Source organism: Candidatus Pseudoscillospira sp. SGI.172 (genome assembly GCF_050313575.1).
Lineage (GTDB): Bacteria > Bacillota > Clostridia > Oscillospirales > Oscillospiraceae > Vermiculatibacterium.
On record NZ_JBNPLQ010000002.1, the window covers coordinates 1 to 21,712 of the forward strand.

General features: G+C 60.7%; 17 protein-coding genes. 5 read left to right on the forward strand and 12 right to left on the reverse strand.

What is annotated here, in order from left to right; genetic code table 11:
- The 3 genes from ACQRD3_RS01290 to ACQRD3_RS01300 form a co-directional block, all read left to right on the forward strand.
- Positions 1–3,048: choice-of-anchor I family protein (locus tag ACQRD3_RS01290; RefSeq protein ID WP_427779325.1), on the forward strand; the 3,048-nt coding region annotated here is incomplete at its 5' end.
- 106 nt (positions 3,049–3,154) lie between these two features.
- Positions 3,155–4,300: a YibE/F family protein gene (locus ACQRD3_RS01295; protein WP_427779327.1), complete on the forward strand. Its 1,146-nt coding sequence runs from the start codon at positions 3,155–3,157 to the stop codon at positions 4,298–4,300.
- 362 nt (positions 4,301–4,662) lie between these two features.
- The gene (locus tag ACQRD3_RS01300; protein WP_427779329.1) at positions 4,663–4,935 is read left to right on the forward strand and encodes a hypothetical protein; all 273 of its coding nucleotides are present in this window, start codon (positions 4,663–4,665) and stop codon (positions 4,933–4,935) included.
- 59 nt (positions 4,936–4,994) lie between these two features.
- Here the strand turns inward: ACQRD3_RS01300 and ACQRD3_RS01305 are convergent, their stop codons facing one another.
- The 7 genes from ACQRD3_RS01305 to ACQRD3_RS01335 all read right to left on the reverse strand — a co-directional run bounded on the left by ACQRD3_RS01305 (position 4,995) and on the right by ACQRD3_RS01335 (position 13,669).
- Entirely contained in the window at positions 4,995–6,623 is a 1,629-nt protein-coding gene (locus ACQRD3_RS01305) for a gamma-glutamyltransferase family protein (protein ID WP_427779331.1), read from the reverse strand.
- Positions 6,620–8,215 (reverse strand): oligopeptide/dipeptide ABC transporter ATP-binding protein, encoded by a 1,596-nt coding sequence (locus ACQRD3_RS01310; protein ID WP_427779333.1) that lies wholly within the window; start codon positions 8,213–8,215, stop codon positions 6,620–6,622. Before ACQRD3_RS01310 ends, ACQRD3_RS01305 begins: the two co-directional genes overlap by 4 nt.
- Positions 8,212–9,204, reverse strand: a complete 993-nt coding sequence (locus tag ACQRD3_RS01315; RefSeq protein ID WP_080906793.1) for an ABC transporter ATP-binding protein — start codon at positions 9,202–9,204, stop codon at positions 8,212–8,214. Before ACQRD3_RS01315 ends, ACQRD3_RS01310 begins: the two co-directional genes overlap by 4 nt.
- A gap of 138 nt (positions 9,205–9,342) precedes the next feature.
- Positions 9,343–10,947: an ABC transporter substrate-binding protein gene (locus ACQRD3_RS01320; protein ID WP_427779336.1), complete on the reverse strand. Its 1,605-nt coding sequence runs from the start codon at positions 10,945–10,947 to the stop codon at positions 9,343–9,345.
- A 68-nt stretch (positions 10,948–11,015) separates the two neighbouring features.
- Entirely contained in the window at positions 11,016–11,936 is a 921-nt protein-coding gene (locus ACQRD3_RS01325) for an ABC transporter permease (protein ID WP_080906791.1), read from the reverse strand.
- Between the two features lie 14 nt (positions 11,937–11,950).
- Complete coding sequence (locus tag ACQRD3_RS01330; RefSeq protein ID WP_080906790.1) at positions 11,951–12,892, reverse strand: ABC transporter permease; 942 nt, start codon at positions 12,890–12,892, stop codon at positions 11,951–11,953.
- A gap of 318 nt (positions 12,893–13,210) precedes the next feature.
- A complete protein-coding gene (locus ACQRD3_RS01335) occupies positions 13,211–13,669 on the reverse strand; it encodes an Lrp/AsnC family transcriptional regulator (protein WP_158082911.1) in 459 nt (152 codons plus the stop codon).
- Between the two features lie 244 nt (positions 13,670–13,913).
- Between ACQRD3_RS01335 and ACQRD3_RS01340 the strand changes: the two genes are divergently transcribed.
- Both ACQRD3_RS01340 and ACQRD3_RS01345 read left to right on the forward strand, forming a co-directional pair.
- Positions 13,914–14,492 carry a chromate transporter gene (locus ACQRD3_RS01340; RefSeq protein WP_080906788.1) on the forward strand — a complete coding sequence of 193 codons (579 nt, stop codon included), beginning with the start codon at positions 13,914–13,916 and terminating at the stop codon, positions 14,490–14,492.
- Entirely contained in the window at positions 14,489–15,037 is a 549-nt protein-coding gene (locus ACQRD3_RS01345) for a chromate transporter (protein WP_427779339.1), read from the forward strand. The genes ACQRD3_RS01340 and ACQRD3_RS01345 overlap by 4 nt, the downstream gene beginning before the upstream one ends.
- A 60-nt stretch (positions 15,038–15,097) precedes the next feature.
- On the opposite strand, the gene ACQRD3_RS01350 is transcribed toward ACQRD3_RS01345, so the two are convergent.
- The 5 genes from ACQRD3_RS01350 to ACQRD3_RS01370 all read right to left on the reverse strand — a co-directional run bounded on the left by ACQRD3_RS01350 (position 15,098) and on the right by ACQRD3_RS01370 (position 21,620).
- Positions 15,098–16,141, reverse strand: coding sequence for an aldose epimerase family protein (locus ACQRD3_RS01350; RefSeq protein WP_427779341.1), 1,044 nt, complete (start codon positions 16,139–16,141; stop codon positions 15,098–15,100).
- A 4-nt stretch (positions 16,142–16,145) separates the two neighbouring features.
- Positions 16,146–17,642, reverse strand: a complete 1,497-nt coding sequence (locus ACQRD3_RS01355; protein WP_080906785.1) for a UDP-glucose--hexose-1-phosphate uridylyltransferase — start codon at positions 17,640–17,642, stop codon at positions 16,146–16,148.
- A gap of 10 nt (positions 17,643–17,652) precedes the next feature.
- Entirely contained in the window at positions 17,653–18,945 is a 1,293-nt protein-coding gene (locus ACQRD3_RS01360; RefSeq protein WP_427779344.1) for a galactokinase, read from the reverse strand.
- 98 nt (positions 18,946–19,043) lie between these two features.
- Positions 19,044–20,105, reverse strand: a complete 1,062-nt coding sequence (locus ACQRD3_RS01365) for an ABC transporter permease subunit (protein WP_080906783.1) — start codon at positions 20,103–20,105, stop codon at positions 19,044–19,046.
- Positions 20,106–20,120: 15 nt separating this feature from the next.
- Positions 20,121–21,620 carry a sugar ABC transporter ATP-binding protein gene (locus ACQRD3_RS01370; RefSeq protein ID WP_427779346.1) on the reverse strand — a complete coding sequence of 500 codons (1,500 nt, stop codon included), beginning with the start codon at positions 21,618–21,620 and terminating at the stop codon, positions 20,121–20,123.
- Between the last annotated feature and the right edge of the window lie 92 nt (positions 21,621–21,712).

Here is a 21,712-nt window from a genome sequence, read left to right on the forward strand (position 1 = left end):
GGTAAGAAGCCCAGCATCTCCAAGGCGACGGTCTCTGAAAACACCTTCACCATCACCACCTACAATGTGAATGACATGTCCGTGCTGGACACCTTCACCATCAACAAGACCGCCCAGCAGACCGAGGAACCCGCCAAGCTGCTCATCGACCAGGTCTACGGCGACGGCGGCAAGGGCGAGACCCCCATCGCCAACTCCTTTATTGAGCTTTACAACCCCACTGACGAGGCGGTCTCTCTGGACGGCTACACCTTGTCCTATGGAGACAAAAGCCTGGATCTGACCGGAGGCAAGTCCATCCCCGCCAAGAGCTCCTACCTGATCATGGGCGCCAGCGCCGGGACCACCGCCGAATATCAGACCTACAACCTGCCCGAGGCAGATCAGACCTGCGACTGGCAGATCAACAACAAGAATTACACTATCACGCTGAAAAAGGGCGGGACCGTACTGGATTCTGTGACTGCGAACGAGAATGTTGATGCGATCAAGGTCTCCAAGCAGAAGACCCTGCAGCGGGTAGACCACGCCGATACCGACACGAATGAAGACTTCCGCATCGTCGTCTGGGAGAAGGGCAAGATGACCGCCACAGCGGATACCCTGGCCCAATACGCTCCCCACAACAGCAAGGGCGAATACGGCAGCCTGGTCGCTGCCGAGCCTGAGACGCCCGTCTACACCCCCGTTAAGACCTCCGACACCCGCGTGAAGGGCTACTATGACGCCACCGGCTCCCTGAAGCTGGAGCTGGCAGGCCGCTACAACTCCGGCGCCATGGCCTCCGACGGCGGCAGCCTGGAGATTGTGCAATACAATCCCGTCAACGGCTATGCCTACGCTGTCAGCGGCGTCAAGGGCAAGCTGATCGCCGTGAACCTGAACGATAGCTTGGACGGCAACAAAGTGGTGGCTCTGTCCGGTACCGAGTATGACCTGAGCAAGGAAACCTTTGACATCGCAGACTTCACCTATGGCGACATGACCTCCGTGGCCATCTCCCCCGATGGAAGCAAGCTGGCCGTGGCCATTCAGGCCGAGAATTACGCCGCCAACGGTGTCGTGGCCATTTTCACCTGCAAGACTGACGGCTCCTTGGAGTTGAACGGCACCTATACTGTGGGTGTGCAGCCTGACATGGTGACCTTTGCGGACAACGACACCATCCTCACCGCTGACGAAGGCGAACCCCGGGAAGGTACGAGCGGTACTGACCCCAAGGGCTCCGTGTCCATCGTCAAAATCGGCGGAACAGTCAATACCGTGACTTTCGACCACCTTGACGCTCAGCGCGAGGAACTGACCAAGTCTGGTGTGTTGATTCAGAAAAATTCCAACCCCTCCACTGACTTTGAGCCGGAATATATTGCTGTCTCCGGCACGACCGCCTATGTCGCCCTTCAGGAGGCCAACGCCATCGCCGTGCTGAATATTGAGAAGGGCGAGTTTACCGGCGTATACCCTCTGGGCTTGCAGGACTACAGCAAAACCAAGGTCGATCTCCAGAAAAATGGTACCATCGAGCTTTCCAATTACAAAAATATCTATGGTATCAAGATGCCCGACGGCATTTCCGTTGTCACCATCGGCGGCAAGGACTACCTACTCACCGCCAACGAGGGCGACAGCCGCGCTGATTGGGCTGGCATGGACAATGAATACGCGGGAAAGACCTCTCCCACCGGAAATGTGACCCTGAGCGAGGAGGTCGTCTGGTTCGACGCCACCAAGTGGGATGGTCTGGATACCGACAAGGCATATGTCTTTGGTGGTCGCTCCTTTTCCATCTACGAGGTAACTGCGAACGGCCTGATCTGGACTTACGACAGCGGCAGCGACTTCGAGGAGATTACCGCTGAAAAGCTTGGAGACTACTTCAACTGCTCCAACGACAAAATCAGTCTGGATAACCGATCCGGCAAAAAGGGGCCTGAGCCCGAGAGCGTTGTCACCGGTACAGTCAAGAACAAGACCTACGCCTTCATCGCTCTGGAGCGCATCGGCGGCGTGATGGTTTACGACATTACCGTCCCCGCCAACGCCAAATTTGTCAACTACATCAACTCCCGGGAGTTTGACGCTGACATCCAGGGCGACGTGTCCCCTGAGGGCCTGTGCTTTGTCTCCGCTGCCGACAGCAAAACCGGCATCCCCCTGCTGCTGGCGGCCTGTGAGGTCTCCGGCACCATGACCGTGGTGCAGGTTGAAACCGCCTCCAGCGGCGGCACCTCCGGCGGATCTTCCTCCGGCAGTACCAGCAACTCCAGTCAGTATACCATCAGGGCTGAGGCCGGTCAGGGGGGAACCATTTCTCCCGACGGATCCATCCGCGTGGAGAGGGGCGGTGACCAGACCTTCACAGTGAAAGCCGGCAGCGGGTACGAACTGAAGGACGTTTTGGTGGACGGCAAGAGCGTAGGCGCTGTGTCCCGGTACACCTTTGAGAATGTCCGTGCCGCGCACACCATTAAAGCGGTGTTCAGGGCGGTGGAGGAAACTGCTGAGAATCCCTTCATGGATGTGGCGGAGAACGCATGGTACAAGGCCGCTGTCGACTATGTTCACAGCGCGGGTCTGATGAATGGGATCAGTAACGCCGCTTTTGGACCTGATATCACGACCACCCGGGGCATGATTGTCACCATCCTGTATCGCATGGAAAATACCCCGGCCGTTTCCGGTGTGGCGGGGTTCATCGATGTGGCGGCGGACCAGTACTATACGGACGCTGTGGCCTGGGCCTCCGCCAACGGAATTGTCGGCGGATATGGAAACGGAACATTTGGGCCGAATGATCCCATTACGCGGGAACAGCTGGTGACCATGCTGTGGCGTTATGCCGGAAGCCCCGAGAGCAGCTACGCTTTGGATTCCTTCCAGGATCAGGGTGAAGTTTCCGGTTATGCCGCAACCGCCATGGCCTGGGCTGTGGAGCATGGCATTGTCAGCGGAACCTCTGCAACCACCCTCTCTCCGGCTGATATATCTACCCGTGCCCAGCTGGCGGCCATTTTGATGCGGTTTTGTGCCGATCAGACGGATATTTGAACTTGTCGTGTAATCCACAAATCAACAACAATCCGACGGGATTTCCGCTGGGAAGCAAAAACGGAAAACGGGAGGCGGCAGAATTTCGCCGCCTCCCGTTTGTGGGATGCTGTATATGGAAGAAATTAAGAAACAAAAACAAATGAAATTCCTGGTGGAGCTGGCCGTGCTGGCGTCCATGTTGCTAATGTGGTTCTGCCCAGTGGGATTAAACTCGTATCATAGATTTGAAACCGATACGCTGCACTATGTTCAGGCCGAAGTGCTGGAAATCCTGTCAGAGGAATTAGAGGATAGTTCCCTCGGCACCGGGCAGCAATTGGGCGCTCAGGAACTGTTGGTTCGCCTGGCCGACGGCGAAGAAGTTTATCTGACAAATTATCTGACTGAGACACACAATGTTTTGACGGAAGAGGGTACAAAGATTATCGTTTGTGCAGATGTTCCGGAAAATGCCGCGCCGTACTATACTGTCTATAACTATGACCGGAGCGGCGCCATTGCGGGGTTGATCGTTTGCTTTATCCTGTGCATGATTGTAATCGGAAAGCGCAAGGGCGCAGATGCATGCCTTGCCATTCTGTTTTCCCTGCTCTTTATCCTGCGTGTGCTTCTTCCAGCACTGTATAACGGACACTCCGCCATTGTGATGGGGCTTGTTACGGCGCTGCTTACCACAGCGGTTACATTGGTTTTACTGCATGGTCCCACCAAGCAATGCCTGTTGGGAATCGGAGCGACTCTGCTTGGCGAATTGGCAGCATGCGTGCTGTTCGCTGTCGCTTCCTCTCAATTCCATCTGACCGGCTTTCAGACCGATGAAGCGGAGGGTTTGCTGTTGATCGTCCAAGGCACCGGCCTGGATATTCGCACCCTGTTGTTTGCCGGGATCATGATCTCCTCCGTAGGCGCCGTGATGGACGTCGCCGTGTCGATCCTGTCCGCCCTGCGGGAGGTCGCCATCGCAGCCAAAGCTCCGACCCCCGGAATGCTGTTCCGCAGCGGCATGAATCTTGGACAGGATATGATTGGAACTATGAGCAACACGCTGATTTTTGCCTTTACGGGCGGCGCGCTGGCCACTATGATGGTATTTTGCTCTTATGGGATTCAGTTCCATCAGCTGCTGAGTTCGGATTTTCTGGCCGTGGAGCTTGCGCAGGGTCTGTGCAGTACCGCAGCCGTGATTTTGAGTGTTCCTGTTGCAGCCGTGATGGGCGCGGTCTTTTACGGAAAAAACAGAAAACACTGATTATTGAATGAACCCTTGGATCAAGCACAATCCCAGTCTTTCTTTTGCCCAAGCATGGAGGAGGTCAACGACTACTATATGGAAATGGAAGGGGCCGTCAATACCTGCTGAGCTCAAAGATGTATAGGCAGAATGAGCGGGATATAGCCTGTGTCCGCCAGACAGATATCGATCAAGTGCGCTATTCGGAGTTGGTTCTTAAGCTGGCAAACAGCAAAGATCTGTTACCGATCCGACGTCGCTGAATTACTCCATATCAATTTGCCCCAGGCCCATCATATCTTGAAGCGGCTAGTCCAGGCCGGAGACCTAAAGCCTATGGGGGAAAAACGTGGACGCAAATATTACCCTAAAGAGAAATAATGATTTCTTCTCAACAACTTGAACCTATATGGGAACGTGATTCTCTGGACTGGAAGGAGCTCCCGGCTTCGGAGATCACCCAGCGGGTCACCTCCAAGGTGCAGCCTGGGTCGATCGTGCTCTTTCACAATGCCGCCATCCATACCCCGGAGGCGCTGCCCGCCATTTTGGAGGCTCTCCTTCAGCAGGGATACACCTTTGTGCCCATCTCTCAGCTTATTCTCCCCAAGCCCTACACCATCGACCACACCGGCCGGCAGCTTCCGGGCTGAACAAAAAGAGACGGACCGCCACAAGGCGGCCCGTCTTTCTTCTTTTTTTGAACCAGCAGTCAGAAGCAGGCAATGTTGCTGTCGGTGCGGGATTCCGTGCCGCCCACCAGCACGCCGTTGTCCAGCCGGACGATCATCTGCCCCCGGCCGAAGCTGGGGGTGGACAGATCGGCGCGGATGTCGTGGCCCAGGCGCTGGAGCCCACGGGCCAGCTCCATGTCGAAGCGGGTCTCCACCGTGACCGAGTTGTCCCGCATCCACTGCCACCGGGGAGCGTCCAGAGCCTGCTGGGGATCCAGATGGAAGTCCACATAGTTCATGACCACCTGCACATGGCCCTGGGGCTGCATGTAGCCGCCCATGACACCGAAGGGTCCCACCGGTTTTCCGTCCTTCATCAGAAAGCCGGGAATAATGGTGTGGTAGCTCCGTTTGCCGGGTTTCAGGCAGTTGGCGTCGGCGCTGTCCAGGGAGAAATCGTGCCCCCGGTTCTGGAGCGCCACACCAGTGCCGCCCACCACGATGCCGGAGCCGAAACCCATGTAGTTGGACTGAATATAAGAGACCATATTCCCCTCCCCGTCGGCACAGCACAGATAGACGGTGCCGCTCTTGGGCGGGAGGGCGTGGGTGTAGACCCGGGCGGTCCCGCCCATCTCAGCGGCCCTCTGGGCCCCGTAGGCGGGCAGGAGCAGCCGGTGGTAGTCCAGCTCCATGCAGTCGGGGTCGGTGACATAGCGGAACGCATCGGCAAAGGCCATCTTCATGGCCTCCAGCTGCCGGTGATAGGTCTGGACACAGTCCTTCTCGGGGAAGGAGAACTCTTTGAGGACATTGAGGGCCATCAAGGCGGCGATCCCCTGCCCGTTGGGCGGGATCTCGCAGACCTGGTAGCCCCGGTAATCCACCGAGATGGGCTCCACCCACCTGGCCTGATAGGCGGCCAGATCCTCATAGCGGAGATAGCCGCCGAACTTGCGGCTGTCGGTGTCGATCTTCCGGGCGATGTCCCCGGAGTAAAAGGCCTCGGCCCCGGTCTCCCCGATGGCCTCCAAGGTGTCGGCGTGATGGGGCAGGCGGATCATGTCTCCCGCCTGATAGGGCCGCCCTTCGGGAACAAAGGTCCGGTACCACTCCTCAAACTCCGGCCCGGTGCAGGTCTGGCGGTATTTTCCAAAGGCCCGCTGCCACATGACGGCCAGATTGGGGGAGCAGGGGTAGCCCTCCCGGGCGTAGCGCACGGCGGGAGCCACCGACTTGGACAGGGGCAGACGTCCGAACCGGCCGGACAGCTCCGCCCACGCCCTGGGTGCGCCGGGCACCGTCACGGGGGTCCAGCCATAGGTGGGCATCTTGCCGTCCACATCCCGGTGATCGGCCAGTACCTGCCCGATGGAGGCCAGTTGAGGGGCCGGGCCGCTGGAGTTGAGCCCGTAGAGCCTTTGATCTTTCTCCGACCACACCAGAGCGAAGGCGTCGGCGCCGATGCCGTTGGCGGTGGGCTCCACCACTGTGAGGGCGGCGGCGGCGGCGACGGCGGCGTCCATGGCGTTGCCCCCCTGGCGCAGGACCTCCAGTCCGGCGGCGGCGGCCTGGGGAGAAGAGCAGTTCACCATGCCGCCCCGGGCGTAGATGGGATAGCGCTGAGAGGGATAGCGCTGAAAGACGGGGTCAAAAACGGTATTCATGAGCGGGGAGCTCCTTTCTCTTTGTCGTAGAGATGGCAGGCCACAAAGTGGCCCGGTTCCCGTTCCTTCATCAGGGGCTTCTCCCGGGAGCAGATATCCATGCACCTGGCACAGCGGGTGTGGAAGGGACAGCCGGAGGGCGGAGTCATAGCGCTGGGGACGTCTCCCTCCAGTACGGACTCGGTGGAGTGCTCCTGTCCCACCTTCAGCCGGGGCACGGAGGCCAGCAGGGATTCGGTGTAGGGATGGAGGGGGGTGTGGAACAGAGCCTTGGAATCGGCCAGCTCGCAGGCGTTGCCCAGATACATGACCAGGATGCGGTCGCAGAAGTGCTTGACCACGCCCAAATCGTGGGTGATAAAAAAGTAGGTCAGATGCTTTTCGGCGCTCAGCTCGTTGAGGAGCTGGAGGATCTGGGCCTGGACCGACACGTCCAGCGCGGAGACCGACTCGTCCAGCACCACGAACTTGGTGTCCAGGGCGATGGCCCGGGCGATGCCCACCCGCTGCTTCTGGCCGCCGGAGAGGGCGTTGGGATAGGAGTAGTAGTGTTCCCGTTTGAGGCCCACCTTTTCCAACAGGTCCATGGTCTTTTCCCGGCGGACCTCGGCGGGGAAGTCGGTGTTGATGACAAAAACCTCTTCAATGGACTTGCCCACGCTCTGGCGGGGATCCAGGGAGGCGGCAGGGTCCTGGAAGATCATCTGCATCTCCCGGCGCAGCTCCCGCATCTCGTCCCCGGTGAGCTTGCCCAGGTTGATGCCGGTTTCATAGTTGCCGTCCAGCTTGGCCTGATAGGCGGGGTCCTGGGTGCGCTCGGTGATGGGCAGAACGTCTTTGCCCCGGTAGTCCCGGAAGGCCTGAAGGCGGTAATTGCGGGAGGTCTCCACCAGCCGGTCGGCCTCCGCCCGGGCGGCATCCATCTTGGCCTTGAGGCCGCTGTCGGGGGCGCCATCCACCCGGCCCTCCTCATACTGCTTTTCATATTCCCGGAACTTCTTCATGGCTGAGGCGGCGGCCGCCGTCGCCTTCTGCGCCTGGTCAAAGAGCGCCTGAATCTTGGGCAGGTCCTTGCAGAGGATCAGCGAGCCCACGGTGCGGGAGCCCTCCCGCAGCTGCCGGGAGGCGTCCTTCCGCAGCTCCCGGGCCTGAAACTCCAGTTCACTGAGCTTTTTCTGGAGCTTGGCCTCCTTTTTGACCTCCTTGTCGCTGCCCAGCGCGGAGAGCGCCTCGATCTCCCCCCGGAGGACGTCGGCTTTCTTCTCCACGCCCACGGACTTCTGATAGAAGTCCACAGCCGCCTTCTGGTAGGCGGGCAGCCTGGCCACTTCCTTGGCCAGATATTTGGGACACATCTCATCCCGGGTACGCCCGTAATAGATGCACGCTCCGGAGGTCTGGGGATAGAGCTGGAGGATCACACGTCCAAGGGTGGACTTGCCGCAGCCCGATTCGCCCACCACGCCGAACTTTTCTCCTTCATAAATGGAAAAGGTCACGTCCTCCACGGCTTTGATGTTGACCCCTCTGCGGACGGGGAAATATTTCTTTAGCTTTTTCAGTTCCAGCAGTTTTTTTCTCTCTCCGCTCATCTGTGACCCTCCTTCCCGTATTCCTCCGCCACCTTATGGCAGCAGACCAGGTGCCCCGGTTCGACCTCCAGCTCTGCCGGCACCTCGGCCCGACAGCGGTCGGTGGCGTAGGGGCAGCGGGGATGGAACCGGCAGCCGCCGATCTCCTCGGTGATGTTGGGGAAGGTGCCGGGGATGGGCTGGATGTCGAAGCTGTCCTCATCCACGTTGGGCACGGCCCTCATCAGTCCGATGGTATAGGGGTGGAGCGGCTTGGAGAAGATGGCGCCGATGCTCCCCTCCTCCACCTTCCGCCCGGAGTAGAGGATGACCACCCGGTCGGCGATCTCAGCCACTACGCCCAGGTCGTGGGTGATAAAGAGCACGCCGGTGGAGACGTCCTTCTTGAGCTTGTTGAGCAGGACCAGCACCTGCTTCTGGATGGTCACATCCAGGGCGGTGGTGGGCTCGTCGGCGATCAGGAGGGAAGGCTTCACCGCCATGACCATGGCGATCATGATACGCTGACGCAGGCCGCCGGAGAGCTGGAAGGGGAACTGCTTCATCCGGTCGGCAGGGTTGGCGATGCCCACCTTTTCCAGATAGCCCACGGCGGTGTCGTAGGCCTCTTTTTTGCTCATGTTCCGGTGGAGAATGAGCTCTTCCGTCATCTGACGGCCGATGGTGAGCAGGGGATTGAGGGCGGTCATGGGCTCCTGAAAGATCATGCCCATCTGCTTGCCCCGCACCGCGTTCCGCTCCCGGGGGGACATGGTGGTCAGCTCCTGCCCGTTGAGCTTAATGCTGCCGGAGACCACCCGGCCGTTGCCCGGCAGCAGGTCCATGATGGACAGGGTGGTGACGCTCTTGCCGCAGCCGGATTCACCCACCATGCAGAGCGTTTCGTTCTCCTCGATGTCAAAGGAGACGCCCCGCAGGACTTCATATTCTTTTTTGTCGATGCGGAAGGTGGTGACCAGGTCCTTCACTTCAAGCACTTTTTTCCCCATGGGGCATCCTCCTCAGAAACAGGTGCGTGTTCAGCTCCGACCTCCCCGCCGGGAAGGGCGGAGCTGAACATGCACCGGGATTTGTTCAGCCGTCCCGCCGCGCCGCCCCGCCGGGCGGCGCGGGAGACGAGACGGCGCTCAGGCCGCGTAGCCGAAGTCGCTGACGTAGAATGTACCGCTGGCATCCAGGGTGACGCCGGTATAGGCGGTGTTGTAGCAGAACAGGTTGGTGGAGTTGTAGACGGGCTGCACATAGGCCTCATCCATCAGCAGGGCGTTGGCCTTGAGCAGGTTCTCGATCCGAAGGTCCTTCTCTGAGGTGGTCTTGCTGGCGTCGATGTAGCCGTCCAGGGTGGCGGCATCGGCGGCGAGCAGGCGGATACGCTTCGCGCCGTTGACGGAGTGGAAGTTGGGCTCCATCAGCTCGGAACCGTCCCGGGTCACGTTGGACCAGGCGGCCATGGTGACGTCGAAGCGGCCGTCGGCCTTGCTCTCGGTGAGCCAAGCGGACCAGTCGATGGTCTCGATCTTGATCTTGTTGAAGCCGGCCTTGGTCAGGCTGGCCTGGAGATATTCGCCCATCTTGGAGTAGACAGGAGTGGACGGGACCAGGAAGAGGATCTCCTCGTCGGCCCAGCCGGGATGCGCGTCCAGGATGGCCTTGGCCCCGTCGGGATCATAGGCGATGTTGTGGGTCTCGGCCTCTTCAGTGTAACCGAAGATCTTGGGGCCCAGGACGGAGTTGGCCACAGAGGCGTAGCCCTCCATGATGTAATCCACGTAGCCCTGCTTGTCAATGCCCTTGGCCAGAGCGGTGCGGAAGTCCTTCTCAGCCATGATGGGGTTGACGGCGGATTCCGCCCGCATGGCAAAGTAGTAGATCTGGGCGGCCTCAGAGGTGTCGGAGGTCACGCTGGACATAGCCTTCACCCGGGGCAGCTGTTCCACGGAGATCCTGGGCATGAAGTCGGCCTCGCCGGTCTCCATCCGGGCGATGGCGGTGGACTCCTCGGTGATGATGGTCATGGTCACGTCTTTGATGGCGGGCTTGTCCCCCCAGTAGTTGTCGTTGCGGGTGAGCACCACATTGGAGCCGGAGACGCTGCTGACGAACTGGTAAGGGCCGGTGCCGCAGGGCTGGGTCATCAGATCCTGCTTCTGCTGGGCGGTGGGAGAGACAATGGCGGAGTTGGTGTGGGCCAGCTTGGCCAGCAGCACGCCGTCCTCATACTTCAGGTGGAGCACCACGGTGTTCTCATCGGGGCACTCAATGGTGTCGATGGAGCCGGCGATGGAGGCACGGGCGGAGCCGAAGTCGGGGTTTTTGATGAGCTCGAAGGTGTACTTCACCGCCTCGGCGTTAAAGGGGGTGCCGTCCTGGAAGGTGACGCCCTTCCGGAGTTTGATGGTGGCGGTCAGGCCGTCCTCGGAGAACTCGGGATAGTCGGCGGCCAGCAGGCAGTTGTACTCGCCGGACACCGGGTCGATGCGGTAGAGGGTCTCATAGATCTGGGCGTTGACATAGGTGGAGGCGGAGTCGTTGGTCCGCAGGGGGTCAAAGCCGGTGAAGGGAGCGGTGAGAGCAATGTTGAACATTTTGCCCTCTGCGGATCCGGCCGCAGCGGAGTTCGCGGGAGCTGCGCTCTCGGCGGGGGTGGTGCTGCCGTCGCCGCAGCCGGCCAGCAGGCCCAGGGAAAGGGTGCAGGCGGTGGCGAAGCAGATGAGCTTCTTCCAGGATTTCATTTTTTTCTCTCCTTTTCCTATTTTTTGACTCTTTCTATTGCCAGCCGTCCTTGGCAAACAATACCGATTCAGTCCTTCAGACTGGGATCCAGGATGTCCCGGAGCTTGTCCCCCAGGATGTTGAAACAGATCACGGTGATCATCACCGCCAGGCCGGGCACGAAGATCAGGCTGGGCCGCTGCCACAGATATTCCTTGGCTGCGGCGATCATTCCGCCCCACTCCGGCATGGGAGGTGTGACGCCCATGCCCAGATAACTCAGAGTGGAGATGGAGATAATGGAAGTGGCCATTCGCATGGTGGCAATGACGATGATGGTGGGCAGGGCGTTTTTCAGCACGTGGACCAGCAGGATGCGGGAGTCCCGGGCGCCCAGGGAGCGGGTAGCCATCACGTAGTCCTCCTCCTTGATCTGGAGCACCTTGCCCCGGACCATTCGGGCAAAGGAGGGGATGGACCAGATGCTGATGGCCAGCATGGCGTTAAAGGTGTTGACGCCCAGCATGGCCACGATCAGCATTGCCAGCAAAATACTGGGAAAGGTGAACAGCAGATCCATAAACCGCATGATAATGTTGTCCAGCCTTTTGTAGTACCCGGCCAGCAGTCCGCAGGCGACGCCCACCACAAGGCCCATGGCCGTGGAGACGAAGCCGACCATCAACGAGACCCGGCCGCCCCACAGAAGGCGGGAAAAGACATCCCGGCCGAAGTTGTCGGTGCCCAAAGGGTGTCCCGGAACGTACTGCTCGGTGGGCTTGTAGCCGGGGGCATTGACGTCTGTCTCCACCGTCCACTTAGCCCAGATGCCGGGGCGGAGGCGGATGGAGGGATCCTGCTCTTCATAGCCGTAGGGAGAGATCACCGGCGCCAGGACCACCAGAACGACCTCTGCGATCAGCAGGAAAAAGCAGATCGTGGCCAACTTGTTTTTCAGCAGCTTGCGAAAGGCTGCGCGAATGGGGTGACTGCGCTTTTTCTCATCCATGCCGCGCACCTCCCTTATTCATATTTGATGCGCGGATCGATGACGCAGTAGAAGAGATCGACCAGCAGGTTGATGAGGATGAACATGGCCGCGATCACCAGAACGGTGCTCTGGACCACCGGGTAGTCCCGGTTGTTGATGGCCTTGATGAGATAGGTTCCGATGCCGTTGATGACGAACACCTGCTCGGTGATGATGGCGCCGCCCAGCAGTCCGCCGAAGCTGGTGCCGAACTGGGTGACCAGCGGGATGAGGGCGTTGCGCAGAGCGTGGACGCCGATGATAGTCTTGCGCTTGAGACCCTTGGATTTGGCGGTGCGGATGTAATCGGACTGGAGCACGTCCAGCATGGCCGAGCGGCCGATGCGGGTGAAGCTGGCCACGGTGGCGGTGGAGAGGGCGATGGCGGGGAGGATGACCTCCTTAAAGCCGATTGGGGTCCAGAAATAGTGCGTCATGCCGCCGGAGGGGAGCCATTTGAGGACCACGGAAAAGATGTACATCAAAATCGTGCCCAGAAGGAAGTTGGGGATAGAGATGCCGATAAGAGAGCCTGTGGTGAGCACATTGTCCACCAGCTTGTCTTTTTTCAGCGCGGTGAGGATACCGGCCGGGATGCCCACCAGCACGGCCAGGATCATACTGGCACAGGCCAGATTCAGCGTGTTGGGCAGGCGGACCAGAATCTCGTTGAGAATGGGCTGCCGGGTGGTGTAGGAGGTGCCCAGGTCCAGTGTGACGAGGTTTTTCAGATAGATCAGATACTGGACCAGAAAGGGCTTGTCCAGCCCCAGGCTGGCCCGCACCTGGGCAATATCCTCCTCTGTGGCGCTGACGCCGGCCACCATGGTGGCCGGATCTCCGGGGGCAATGTACAAGCTGGCAAACACAATAAAACTCATGCCCAGCAGGAGCAAAAACATCAGCACAATTCGCTTGAAAACGTATTTTCGCATCAACAGCGCCTCCCGAAAAGAAAGTTATAGCTTTCCTTTTGCTAACTACATTGTCAAATTGTTTTTCTTATCATAAGGCCACAGCCACATTTTTGCAACACTTTCTTTTGTCATCTTGACAACTTTCGTTGTTCTGACAAAAATCGCCGCCCGTTTTCTTCTTTTTTTAATCTTTTTCCCAAATCCCCATAAAAAACAGTACTTACCTCCAGGGGAAATACATAAAAAAATGACAGCTCTCCCGACTGGGAAGCTGTCACTCTGTTGTAAAAGTGTCAATTATAATACTTTTTGTCAATATTTCGCTTTTGCGTTTTCTCAGATGCGGATTCCCTTGCGCGTCTTGATCCGGGAGACGATAATATCACTGCTGATATGCTCAATACCGGGAAGGGGGTAGAGCTTTTCCAGGACAAAATGCTCCAGGTCCTGATTCATCTCCAGGACCGCGTGCACGTGGAGCTTGCCGGGGCCGGTCATCAGATATACGTCCGTGACAGCCTCTTCCTCGATCAGCCGGTCCGCGACCTCTCGAAGGTGGGCGGGCTGCACTTGGAGGTCAAAAAAGACGGAGACGTTCCGTCCCACCTTTTCCGGGTTTAAGACAATGGTGTAGCGCTCGATGACACCCTTTTGCTCCAGGACGTCCATGCGGTTCTTGACCGCCACCCGGGACAAGCCCACCCGATCTGCGATCTCAATAAGAGAAGTTCTGGAATTTTCAATTAAAATGTCTAAAATTTGCTGATCCGCCCGATCCAGGGTGTTGCTTTTCATCAGGATCTCCCCCATATTTTTACAAGGTAGCGCATTACCGTATATTGTAACGAATATCCAGAAAAAAAGCAACGAGTTTTCTTTTTGAAATATATTTTTTATCAAATTTGTCAAAATGGATTACAATTGGTGTCAAAAGAATCGTACAAAAGGTTATATTATTTCAAAAAGGAAAACAGAGTATTGCAATTTGAAATCTTGCGCGGTAAGATAAGGTCACCATCAAACAGTGGGAGGCGGAGGAATGAAGCGGCTTTTCGAAATCTTTCTGGTATTTTTTAAGATCGGACTGTTCACCATCGGCGGCGGATATGCCATGCTGCCCATCATTCAGCGGGAGGTGGTGGAGACCAAGCACTGGATGACGGACGAAGAATTCCTGGACGCCATCTCCCTGACCAACAGCCTGCCCGGGCCCCTGGCCACCAACTCGGCCACCTTTGTGGGCTATCGGGTGGCCCGGGCGCCCGGCTCCGTGGCGGCTGTTCTGGGGGCGGCGACTCCCTCGGTCATCATTATCCTGCTCATCGCCATGGTGTTTCACAATATTATGGACTATCCCGTGACGCAGTATATTTTTAACGGCGTGCGGCCCGCAGTGGCAGCCCTCATCCTGTATGCGGTGGTCAAGTTGGCCAAGTCGGCCAAGGTGGGAGCGTATTTTAACTGGATCGTGGCGCTGTTCGGCTTTGTGGCCGTGGCTGTGTTTGGCCTGCACCCCATTGTGGTGGTGGTCTGTTCGGCTGCCTACGGCCTTCTGCTGCGCGGCCAGGTGGTCAAAGCGGTGGATGCCCACCGGGAAAAAAAGGAGGAGTCCAAATGAATCTGCTGCTGCAAGTTTGCTTCTCCTTCTTGAAGATCGGCGCGTTCTCCTTTGGCGGAGGCTACGCCGTCCTTTCCTTTATTCAGCGTGAGGTGGTGGACGGTCACGGCTGGATCAATCCCGCCGACTTTGTCAACATCGTGGCCATTGCCGAGATGACCCCCGGCCCCATCGCGGTGAATTCCTCCACCTTTGTGGGTTACAACCTCTTCGGCATCGGCGGCGGGATTATCTGCTCTTTGTGTACGCTGCTGATCCCCTTTTGTCTGTCCCTCCTCGTGTCCATCTACTTCTCCAAGTTCAAGGACAGCCCTGCGCTGAAAAACGCCCTGTCCGGCATCCGCCCGGCAGTGATCGGGCTGATCGCCGCCTCTTGTCTCTCGGTGGCGAAGATCTCCATCACCAGCGTTTACAGCCTCCTCTTTTTCGGCGTGGCTCTGTTTATGGTCTGGAGGTGCAAGATCAATCCCATCATCACGCTGGCCACCTGCGGGGGCCTGGGTGCGCTTTTCTACGGTGTGATCCTGCCTGTCCTGAGGGCCTGAGCGGCCTCGGAGCGATCCGTAAAAACGGCTGTCCCCTGCTGGGGGCAGCCGTTTTTTGGTTCAGCAGATAGAAAACCGATAACGGGTCTCCTGGTCGTACCGCTCCCCCGGACGCAGGACGCTGTCAGGAAAGTCCCCGTGGTGGATGGCGTCCGGCCAGTTCTGGGCCTCCAGGCACAGCCCGGAGCGGGGGCGGTAATGGGCGCCCCCTTTTCCGTCGGGAGCCTCCAGATAGTTGGCGGTGTAAAGCACCAGTCCGGGCTGGGTGGTCTCACATTCCATCCGCACCCCGGCGGCCTCCACCCGTGCCGCCGGCCGGCAGGGGACCCGGGGCTCTGCGCCCAGCGCAAAGCAGTGGTCGTAGCCCCGCCCTGCCCGGATCTGAGGGTGATCGCTGTCCAGTCCCGGCCCCAGCAGGGTGGGACGGCGCAGGTCGAAGGGGGTCCCGGCCACATCCGGGAGCCGCCCCGTGGGCATGCTGCCGTCCCCCAGCTCCAGATACCGGTCGGCCCGGAGCTCCACCCGGTGTTCCGCCACGTCTCCCGCGGCGTGTCCGGCCAGATTGAAATAGCTGTGGTTGGTGAGATTCAGGACGGTGGGGGCGTCGGTCTCGGCGTGGTAGAAAAGAGACAGGGCGTTGTCCTCCGTGAGGGCGTAGGTCACCCGGACCTCCACCCGGCCCGGAAAGCCTTCCTCTCCCGCCGGACTGACATAGGAGAGCTCCAGCCCGCCCCGCCGGGCGGGCCGCGCCTGCCACACCCGGCGGTGGAAGCCGAAAAAGCCGCCGTGCAGGCAGTTGGGCGCCTGACTGGGGGAGAGGGGAAACGCCTTTCCGTCCAGAAAAAAGGACGCCCCGCCGATGCGTCCGGCCACCCGGCCCACCACCCCGCCCATGGCGGTATCCTGATGGGCCTCATAGGCCGATACGCTGTCAAAGCCCAGGGCCACGTCCCGGATCCCCTCTGGGGCAGGGACGCAGAGCGCGCGGAGCGTCGCCCCGTAAGTGAGCACCTCGGCGGTCATGCCCCAGGTGTTGGTCAGCGTCCAGCAGGAGACCGCCTGCCCGTCCGCGGTGGTACCGAAGGGCCGTTCGATCAGGTCCATCCCCTCACACCTGCCTTATGAACCGGAGGAAGGCCTCCCGTCCGGCCGCATCCCGCCGGTAGACCCCGGCGTGCTCCAGCACCTGGGCAAAGACCAGACCGGTCTCCTTCTTCACGATGTCCAGGGCGTTGGAGGAATCGATGGTCCCGTATTTGTTCCGGAAGCCCTCAGCCCAGTCGGCGTGCTTGACCGTGCGCTCGTCGGCGCGGAGATCGGCGCCCCGGACCAGCGCGTCGGCCACCGCCCCCAGCTCCTCCTTGAGACGGGCGGGGAGCACGGCCAGACCCATCACCTCGATGAGGCCGATGTTCTCCTTCTTGATGTGGTGCAGCTCGGCGTGGGGGTGGTAGAGCCCCAGAGGATGCTCCGGGGTGGTGAGGTTGTTCCGGAGCACCAGATCCAACTCGTAGTCTTCCCCCCGGCGGCGGGCGATGGGGGTGATGGTGTTGTGGGGCACGCCGTCGGTCTCGGCAAAGATCACGGCCTCGGCGTCGGTATAGCCCCGCCAGCTCCGGAGGATGCGGTCGGCCAGATCGGTGAGCGCCTCCGGGTCAGGCCCGGTGAGCCGCAGCACCGACATGGGCCAGCGGACGATCCCCGCCCGGATGCCGGGGTAGTCCGGGAAGGAGACAGGGGTCTCCACCGGGGCCTTCTCCATGGCGAAGGTGTAGCGCCCGCCCTGGAAGTGGTCGTGGGCCAGAATGGAGCCGCCCACAATGGGCAGGTCGGCATTGGAGCCCACAAAGTAGTGGGGGAACTGCCTTACGAAGTCCAGCAGCTTGGCAAAGCAGGCCCGGTCGATCTTCATGGGGGTGTGCCGGGCGTTGAGGCAGATGCAGTGCTCGTTGTAGTAGACGTAGGGGGAGTACTGTAAAAACCAGGGCGCGCCGTGGATGGTGATGGGGATGATGCGGTGGCTGGACCGGGCGGGGTGGTCCAGCCGGCCGGCGTAGCCCTCGTTCTCAGCGCAGAGCTGGCACATGGGATAGCCCCCCGCCGGGAGGTCCCGGGCGGCGGCGATGGCCTTGGGGTCCTTCTCCGGTTTGGAGAGGTTCACCGTGATATCCAGCTCGCCGTATTCTGTGGGAACGACCCACTTCATGTCCCTGACGATGCGATCCCGCCGGATATAGTTGGTGTCCTGGCTGAATCGATAGTACCAGTCGGTGGCCGCCCGGGGGGACTGGGCATAGAGGGTTCGGAACTGCCGGGTCACCTGGGCGGGGCGGGGGGTGATCCGCCCCATGAGCATGGTGTCGAACAGGTCCCGCTCGGTGATGGAGGAGCCGTCCAGCAGGCCGCGGGCGGCGGCGTCGTCGGTGAGCTCGTCCAGCACCCGGGCCAGGTCGATCTCCCCGGTCACGGGAGCGCCGGAGGGGGTGTAGGAGGAGAGGCCCAGGGCGTCCAGCAGCGTGTTCACCGCCCAGGTCTCGTCCCCCGCTTCGATGAGCCCGGTCTGCCGGGCATAGGCGACCAGCTTCTCAATGGCCAGATCTTTCATATCCGTCACCTCACCCGATCACCGTGCATCCGCCCTCGGGGCGGATGGAGAGCACATGGCACATACCGGGGCCCAGCAGGGCCTCCATCCCCAGCCGGAAGGAGGGGAGCAGATCGTTGGGGACAAAGGCCTGGACCGTGCCGGCGAAGCCGCCGCCGTGGACCCGGACGGCGCCCCGCCCGCCCAGCAGCTCCTCAGCCTGGGCCAGGACGACGGGGATGGCCTGCTGGCGGGGGTCGGCGGCGGCCCAGGTGTTCTCCAGCCGCAGGGCGGAGGAGAGCCCGGAGGCCCGCACCAGGGCCAGGAAGCGGTCAAAATCCCCCTGCTCCAGGGCCTCGGCCTCCTCGGCCGCCCGCCGGTCCTCGGAAAAGAAGTGCATGGCCCGGAGGATCGCCCGGTCTCCCAGCGCCTTTCGCAGGGCGGGAATGTGGGCGCGGAACTCCGCTTCGTCCACTTCCCGGAGGACGGTCTTGCCCAGGGCGGCCGCCACCGCCTTCATCTCTCCGGGAATGGCGGCATACTCGGCGGTGAGGTCGGCGTGGTCGGCCCCGGAGTCGATGATGCACAGGGCGTGCCCGGCGGCCGAGAAGTCAAAGTCCACCCGGCGCACCACCGGCGCGGCGGGATCCTGAAAGTCGATGGAGACCGCCCCGCCCACGGCGGAGGCCGTCTGGTCCATCAGGCCGCAGGGCTTGCCGAAGAAGCGGTTTTCGGCCGCCTGACCCAACTGGGCCAGCGTGACGGCGCTCAGGGTGCCGCCGCAGAAGAGGTGGTTGAGAATGACTCCCATGAGCACCTCGTATGCCGCCGAGGAGGAGAGGCCGGACCCGGCGGGCACATTGGAGGTGACGTAGGCGTCGAAGCCCCTGGGCGTATAGCCCTTCTCGGCCACCCCGGCGGCCACGCCCCGCACCAGCGCGGCCGAGGTCTCGGCCTCCGCCGCCACGGGGGTGAGGACGGACAGGTCGACGGCGAGGTCGGGGTAGCCCTCGCTCCGCACCCGGATGGTTTCGGTGCCGTTGGGCGCGGCTACCGCCAGCATGTCCATGTTCACGCTGGCGCACAGCACCCGGCCGTGCTGGTGGTCGGTGTGGTTGCCGCCGATCTCGGTGCGGCCCGGGCCGCTGAACACGGCGGCGGGGGCGTCCGGCCCGGCGGAAAAGAGCTCCTGGTAGCGGCGCACCGCTCCGGCAATGCGCTCCCGCTGGGCCGCCGCCATGGGCGCGCCGCAGCAGAGGCGCTCCAGCCGCTGGTCATAGGTTCCGGCAGCCAGACTCTTCAGAATGGTCTTGCAGGTGGTCATCTTTCTTTCATCCTTTCCGTGGATCGGGGTGGGGTCTCTCCCCCCGGATAAAAACAGGGAGGCCCGCCGGGGCCTCCCTGTCAGGCTGTGAAAGCAGCTTATTTCTTGGTCAGATACTTGCGCATATCCAGCGCGCAGGCGAAGAGGATGATGGCGCCCTTGATGAGGTAGAAGAAGTTCTGGTTCATGCCGGGGATCATGTTCAGGCCGATGAAGATCAGCCGGAGCATCAGAACGCCGATGACGATGCCGGAGATCTTGCCGATGCCGCCGACGAAGCTGACGCCGCCGATGACGCAGGCCGCGATGGCGTCGAGCTCGTAGTTGAAGCCGGTGTTGGCGGTGTTGGAGGCCACACGGGCACCCTCGATGAAGCCGGTGAAGCCGTACATGGCTCCGGCCAGGGCAAAGACCAGCACGGTGGTGGCAAAGACGTTGACGCCGGAGACCTTGGCGGCCTCCTCATTGGAGCCCAGGGCGAACATGTTCTTGCCGAAGGTGGTCTTGTTCCAGATGAACCACATGATGGCGGTGAGGATCACCGCATAGAGGACGTAGCGGGGCACTGCGATGTCTCCCACGCTGAACAGGGGGCCCTTGACAAAATCGGTGTAGCTCTTGTCCAGGTTGGCGATGGCCATGCCGTTGTTGTTGCCCAGGGTCACATAGATCAGCAGCATGGTGTAGACAATGAGCTGAGTGCCCAGGGTCACGATGAAGGGATGGAGCTTGAACTTGGCCACAAAGAAGCCGTTGAACGCTCCGATGGCCGCGCCCACCAGCATCACCAGAGGAATGACCACGAAGACGGGCAGCGCGCCGATCTCGGGCCACATCTTGTTGGCCATGTTGAGGGTGCTCTGAAGAAGGGAAGCGGAGATGCAGGCGGTCAGGCCGACAATCCGTCCGGCGGAGAGGTCGGTGCCGGTGAGGACGATACATCCGCCGATGCCCAGAGCGGCGGGCAGATAGGCCGCGGTCTGGGAGATGATGTTGATGATGGAACCAGTGGTGAGGAAGTTGGGGTTGATGATGGCGATGTAGATGGCGGCAATGACCATCAGAATGATCAGCGCGTTGTTGAGAACGAAGTTGCCCACGTTTTTGATGTCGACCGCCTTCCGGGCAGTCTCCTGAAGCTGTTTGGACTCCTGACTCATATGGTGTCCCTCCCCTTACACATATTTGGCCGCCAGGGTGAGGATCTCTTCCTGGCTGGTGTTTTTCGCGTCGACCTCTCCGGCCACCCGGCCGCCGGACATGACCAGAATGCGGTCGCAGACTCCCAGCAGCTCGGGCATTTCGGAAGAGACCATGATGACCCCCTTGCCCTCTTCGGCCAGGTTGAGGATGAGCTGATAGATCTCATACTTGGCGCCCACGTCGATGCCCCGGGTGGGCTCATCCAGCAGCAGCACCTCTGGCTTGGTGAGCAGCCACCGGCCGATGATGACCTTCTGCTGGTTGCCGCCGGAGAGGGAGCGGATCTGGGTGGACTGGCTGGGGGTCTTGATGTGCATGGCCTGGATGGACCACGCGGTGTCCTCGGCCATCTTCTTGTTGCTCAGGCAGATGCCGCCCACCAGGTAGTTTTTCAGGTTGGAGATCACGGTGTTTTCCCGGATGTCCCGAATGCCGAAGATGCCGGTGGCCCGGCGCTCCTCCGTGAGCAGGGCGAAGCCGTTTTTGATGGACTCCCTGGGGGAGCGGTTGTGGATCTCCCTGCCGTGGAGACGGATGGTGCCGCTCTCCTTGGTCATGGCCCCGAAGAGATTCTCCAGAACCTCGGTGCGGCCCGAGCCGTCCAGGCCTGCGATGCCCAGCACCTCGCCCTTCCGCAGCTGGAAGGAGGCGTCCTTGAGCCGGGTGTACTTGCCCGAGAGATGTTCCACGTCCAGGATGACCTCTCCCGGCTCATTGTTCTTGGGCGGGAAGCGGTTGGTCAGCTCCCGGCCCACCATGAGCTTGATGATCTCCTCCATGGTCAGGTCCTTGGCCGGACGGGTGGCCACCCAGGTGCCGTCCCGCATGATGGTGACCTCATCGGAGATGCGCAGGATCTCCTCCATCTTGTGGGAGATGTATATGATGCCGCAGCCCTGGTCCCGCAGCATGTTGATGATGCGGAACAGATGCTCCACCTCGGTCTCGGTGAGGGAGGAGGTGGGCTCGTCAAAGACAATGACCTTGGAGTGGTAGCTCACGGCCTTGGCGATCTCCACCATCTGCCGCTTGGACACGGGCAGGGTGCGCATGATGGCGCTGGGGTCCACCTCCACCGCCAGATCGTTGAAGATCTCCCGGGTCTTTTTCCGCATGGCCCCTTCGCTGACCATGATGCCCCCCACGGTGGGGTAGCGGCCCAGCCAGAGGTTATCCTGCACGCTGCGGGTGAGGGCCTGGTTGAGCTCCTGATGGACCATGGCCACACCGTTTTCCAGGGCTTCCTTGGAGCTTTTGAAGTCCACCTCTTTGCCGTCCAGGACGATGGTGCCGCTGTCCTTGCTGTAAATGCCGAAGAGACACTTCATCAGCGTGGACTTGCCCGCGCCGTTTTCCCCCATCAGGGCGTGGACGGTCCCCGGGCGGACGGTGAGAGACACATTGTCCAGGGCCTTGACGCCCGGGAATTCCTTGGAGATGCCCCGCATCTCCAGAAGAGCAGTTCCTTCCATTTACATCCTCCTCTCTTGACGGCCCGGGGCCGCCGGGTCTGCGAAGCCGCCGCTTCCGCCGTGCCCGGGCCTGCACAGCGGAAGCCGAGGCT

Coding starts and splice junctions, on each gene's coding strand:
- ACQRD3_RS01295 (WP_427779327.1), top strand. CDS start 3,155: ATGCTGTATATGGAAGAAATTAAGAAACAAAAACAAATGAAATTCCTG.
- ACQRD3_RS01300 (WP_427779329.1), top strand. CDS start 4,663: ATGATTTCTTCTCAACAACTTGAACCTATATGGGAACGTGATTCTCTG.
- ACQRD3_RS01305 (WP_427779331.1), bottom strand. CDS start 6,623: ATGAATACCGTTTTTGACCCCGTCTTTCAGCGCTATCCCTCTCAGCGC.
- ACQRD3_RS01310 (WP_427779333.1), bottom strand. CDS start 8,215: ATGAGCGGAGAGAGAAAAAAACTGCTGGAACTGAAAAAGCTAAAGAAA.
- ACQRD3_RS01315 (WP_080906793.1), bottom strand. CDS start 9,204: ATGGGGAAAAAAGTGCTTGAAGTGAAGGACCTGGTCACCACCTTCCGC.
- ACQRD3_RS01320 (WP_427779336.1), bottom strand. CDS start 10,947: ATGAAATCCTGGAAGAAGCTCATCTGCTTCGCCACCGCCTGCACCCTT.
- ACQRD3_RS01325 (WP_080906791.1), bottom strand. CDS start 11,936: ATGGATGAGAAAAAGCGCAGTCACCCCATTCGCGCAGCCTTTCGCAAG.
- ACQRD3_RS01330 (WP_080906790.1), bottom strand. CDS start 12,892: ATGCGAAAATACGTTTTCAAGCGAATTGTGCTGATGTTTTTGCTCCTG.
- ACQRD3_RS01335 (WP_158082911.1), bottom strand. CDS start 13,669: ATGAAAAGCAACACCCTGGATCGGGCGGATCAGCAAATTTTAGACATT.
- ACQRD3_RS01340 (WP_080906788.1), top strand. CDS start 13,914: ATGAAGCGGCTTTTCGAAATCTTTCTGGTATTTTTTAAGATCGGACTG.
- ACQRD3_RS01345 (WP_427779339.1), top strand. CDS start 14,489: ATGAATCTGCTGCTGCAAGTTTGCTTCTCCTTCTTGAAGATCGGCGCG.
- ACQRD3_RS01350 (WP_427779341.1), bottom strand. CDS start 16,141: ATGGACCTGATCGAACGGCCCTTCGGTACCACCGCGGACGGGCAGGCG.
- ACQRD3_RS01355 (WP_080906785.1), bottom strand. CDS start 17,642: ATGAAAGATCTGGCCATTGAGAAGCTGGTCGCCTATGCCCGGCAGACC.
- ACQRD3_RS01360 (WP_427779344.1), bottom strand. CDS start 18,945: ATGACCACCTGCAAGACCATTCTGAAGAGTCTGGCTGCCGGAACCTAT.
- ACQRD3_RS01365 (WP_080906783.1), bottom strand. CDS start 20,105: ATGAGTCAGGAGTCCAAACAGCTTCAGGAGACTGCCCGGAAGGCGGTC.
- ACQRD3_RS01370 (WP_427779346.1), bottom strand. CDS start 21,620: ATGGAAGGAACTGCTCTTCTGGAGATGCGGGGCATCTCCAAGGAATTC.